The 2,796-nt window shown below is 25.0% G+C and carries 3 protein-coding genes and 2 tRNA genes; 2 read left to right on the top strand and 3 right to left on the bottom strand.

The annotated features are described in order from the left end of the window. Positions 1 to 157: 157 nt before the first annotated feature. Complete coding sequence (locus tag WC356_07845) at positions 158 to 1,072, bottom strand: tetratricopeptide repeat protein (protein ID MFA5383053.1); 915 nt, start codon at positions 1,070 to 1,072, stop codon at positions 158 to 160. Between the two features lie 24 nt (positions 1,073 to 1,096). Continuing rightward, positions 1,097 to 2,230 (bottom strand): hypothetical protein, encoded by a 1,134-nt coding sequence (locus WC356_07840; GenBank protein MFA5383052.1) that lies wholly within the window; start codon positions 2,228 to 2,230, stop codon positions 1,097 to 1,099. Positions 2,231 to 2,320: 90 nt separating this feature from the next. Here WC356_07840 and WC356_07835 point away from each other — a divergent pair. After that, positions 2,321 to 2,392 (top strand) — tRNA-Thr (locus tag WC356_07835). A gap of 8 nt (positions 2,393 to 2,400) precedes the next feature. Then, positions 2,401 to 2,474 (top strand) — tRNA-Ala (locus tag WC356_07830). Between the two features lie 4 nt (positions 2,475 to 2,478). Here WC356_07830 and WC356_07825 read toward each other — a convergent pair. Then, on the bottom strand, positions 2,479 to 2,796 hold a 318-nt coding region (locus WC356_07825), incomplete at its 5' end, for a lytic transglycosylase domain-containing protein (GenBank protein MFA5383051.1).

Raw genomic sequence — 2,796 nt, 5'->3', positions numbered from 1 at the left:
AGAATCAATTGATTTCTGTCATAAAACAGGATTAACTTATGTAAGCTGTTCGCCTTATAGAGTTCCTATTGCGCGTTTAGCAGCAGCGCAGTCAGCAATAAGAAATAGATAAAAAAGATTTTTTATTTTTTTTATAAAAATAATTTTTGATCTTATTTTATTTTTCTAATTCTATTTTTGCAATTTTTCTATTATAATGTGCGCTTTCATATGTTGAATCTAATTCTATTGCTTTATCAAAATCTTTTATTGCTTCTTTATATTTCTCTAATTTAGCTTTTGCAGCCCCTCTATTATTATATACGCTTGCATAATTTGGGTTTAATTCTATTGCTTTATCAAAATCTTTTATTGCTTCAATATATCTTTTTAATATAGCTTTTGCAACCCCTCTATTATTATACACCCCTGCATCTTTTGGATTTAATTCTATTGCCTTATCATAATTTTCAATTGCTTCTTCATATTTCTCTAACACAGCATTTGCAGTACCTTTGTTATCATAAGTAATTGATTGAATTTGATTATCTTCTAAAATCATAAAATACTCACCATACTCATAATTTAAATAATTAGTTTCATCTGTATACGTTCCATCTGTTGTTTCAAAATAAAAATTATTTGTTTTAATAAGAACATGGTCCATTACTGATACTATATACACTTCTATTCCTAATTTTTTAGCTATATCATATACTAATAAAGAAGAGGTTTGACAATAAAATTCATTTGTTTGTAATGATTCATATAAAAACCTAAATTCATTTTCCCCATATTTAATACCTAAATTTCCATACATAATCCCCCAAACTCCTATAATAAACGCTTCTTCTTTTACTTTTCCTTTTAAATTTTTTAATTCATTTTCTAAAATTGAAACAATTGAATTTAACAATCCCAAATATTTTTGAAACATAATTAAAATTTCTTGTTCTGGTTTACCCTCCATTTCTATAAGAATTCTAGTTGGACCTATTAAATCACTAATATCTTTAGTTATAGTTGGAATAACAAAAGAAGAAAAATTTTTATTTAATTCTTCAATATTTTTCAATTGTAAATTATTATTCATATATAAATATTAAAACTAACTATTTTAATCCTTTTTCATCAAGGAAAAATAATTTTGAATGATACTTTCTCTTGCTTCTAATAAAAATACTTTTGCGCTATCTTTATCGTTTTGTCTTAGATATCTAGCAGATTCTAAAAGATATTTTCTAGAATTTTTATGCTCTATCATAATCCCAACAGAATCGCATAAATATGGATTTATAATTTTCATAATTATATATCTACTTATTTCATAATTTGATTCATTTTTTAAAAGCAACGCATAAACAATGCCTATTCTATTTAAAACTTCATAATTTCTTTGTAATAATTGTTCAAGACTTTTTGTTAATTTAATTTCTCTTTTTATTATGTTTTCTTTCATTTCAATTAACAATTTATTTCTTTTGATAAATCTATTTTTAGCTGCATTTAAACATAATAACGCAGCAGGCCAATTATTATTTGATAATAATTCTAATGCTCCTTTCTTATCTTTTGTACCAATTAATTTTTTGTACGTTTCTTTTTTTAGAATATGTTTTTTATTCTTAAGAAAAATTGAAAATTCTGCTATTTCTAAAAGAAAATGTTCTAAAAACTCTTTTTCAGGATTTTTTTCAAGTTTTGGAATTAATTTAATCATTTGATCTAATCTATTTATTATTTTTTCATTAATTATTAATTCCTCGTTTTGATTTTCAAGTACATGAACTGCTTGTCTTATTGCATGTGGAAAATCATAAACCTCCATTCTTGTTAATTTTTTATCTTCTTCCATCCAATAAGTTAAAGGAATATCTAAAGATCCATTTTGATTTATTAAGATATAAGAATTAAATAAATCATCTAAGGGTTTTAATTCTTTGAATGAATTATTTTTTTCTAAAAAAAATTCTATCCTTTCAACAGTTAAATCTTTTATAGATAATTTAGTTATTTGCTGTATATGTGTATATAAAATTTTAAGGGCTAATTCATCATTTAACAATTCATAAATAGTAATTTTAGTTTTGTCTTTTTTAAGTTCTTTAATTATTGTTTCAGCAAAATCTCCAAAAATATTTTTTAAATCTAAAATTTGTATATTTTTATCAAACATTAATTTCTCTAATGCTTTTTTAACTCTAAGATATGGTTGGGTATATACTGCATTTGTATTTATTGTGTTTTTCATGTATTATTATGTGGATAGAAGTGTATTTAAACATTAAGAAAGATTAAAAAATAGAATAATTAAGATATAAGGTACTAAAATATATTATAGGCCTTCGTAGCTCAGTGGTAGAGCGGCTGCTTCGTAAGCAGTAGGTCGGGGGTTCAATCCCCTCCGAAGGCTTTAATTATGGGCCAGTAGTCTAACCCGGTAGGATGTCTCGTTCGCAACGAGGAGACTGTGGGTTCAAATCCCACCTGGTCCATTTTTTAATAAACATCTGATAATTCTAAAATAACACGAACATACCAATCACTATGATTATAAGCAAATAATGCATTATATCTTTTTTTAGAATCATTATATACATAATTTGAATCAAGTAAATGATTTGCAATTGAATATAAGGTTTCTTCTAAATCAAAAGGGTCTCTTTTTCTGTCTTTGTTAAAATCTACAAATAAACGCGCCCAAGTAGTAGGTAAAAATTGTCCTATGCCTACACAACCACAAAAAGAACCTTTTATTTCAAACAAATCAATTCCAAGTTCATTTGACATATTTATTAATTCTTTCATCTCTCTGGC

It is taken from the genome of Candidatus Micrarchaeia archaeon, assembly GCA_041653315.1.
GTDB lineage: Archaea > Micrarchaeota > Micrarchaeia > Anstonellales > JAHKLY01 > JAHKLY01.
Note: the sequence above shows the minus strand (reverse complement) of the source record. Positions and strands in the feature narration are given on the sequence as shown.

Coding starts and splice junctions, on each gene's coding strand:
- WC356_07840 (MFA5383052.1), bottom strand. CDS start 2,230: ATGAAAAACACAATAAATACAAATGCAGTATATACCCAACCATATCTT.
- WC356_07845 (MFA5383053.1), bottom strand. CDS start 1,072: ATGAATAATAATTTACAATTGAAAAATATTGAAGAATTAAATAAAAAT.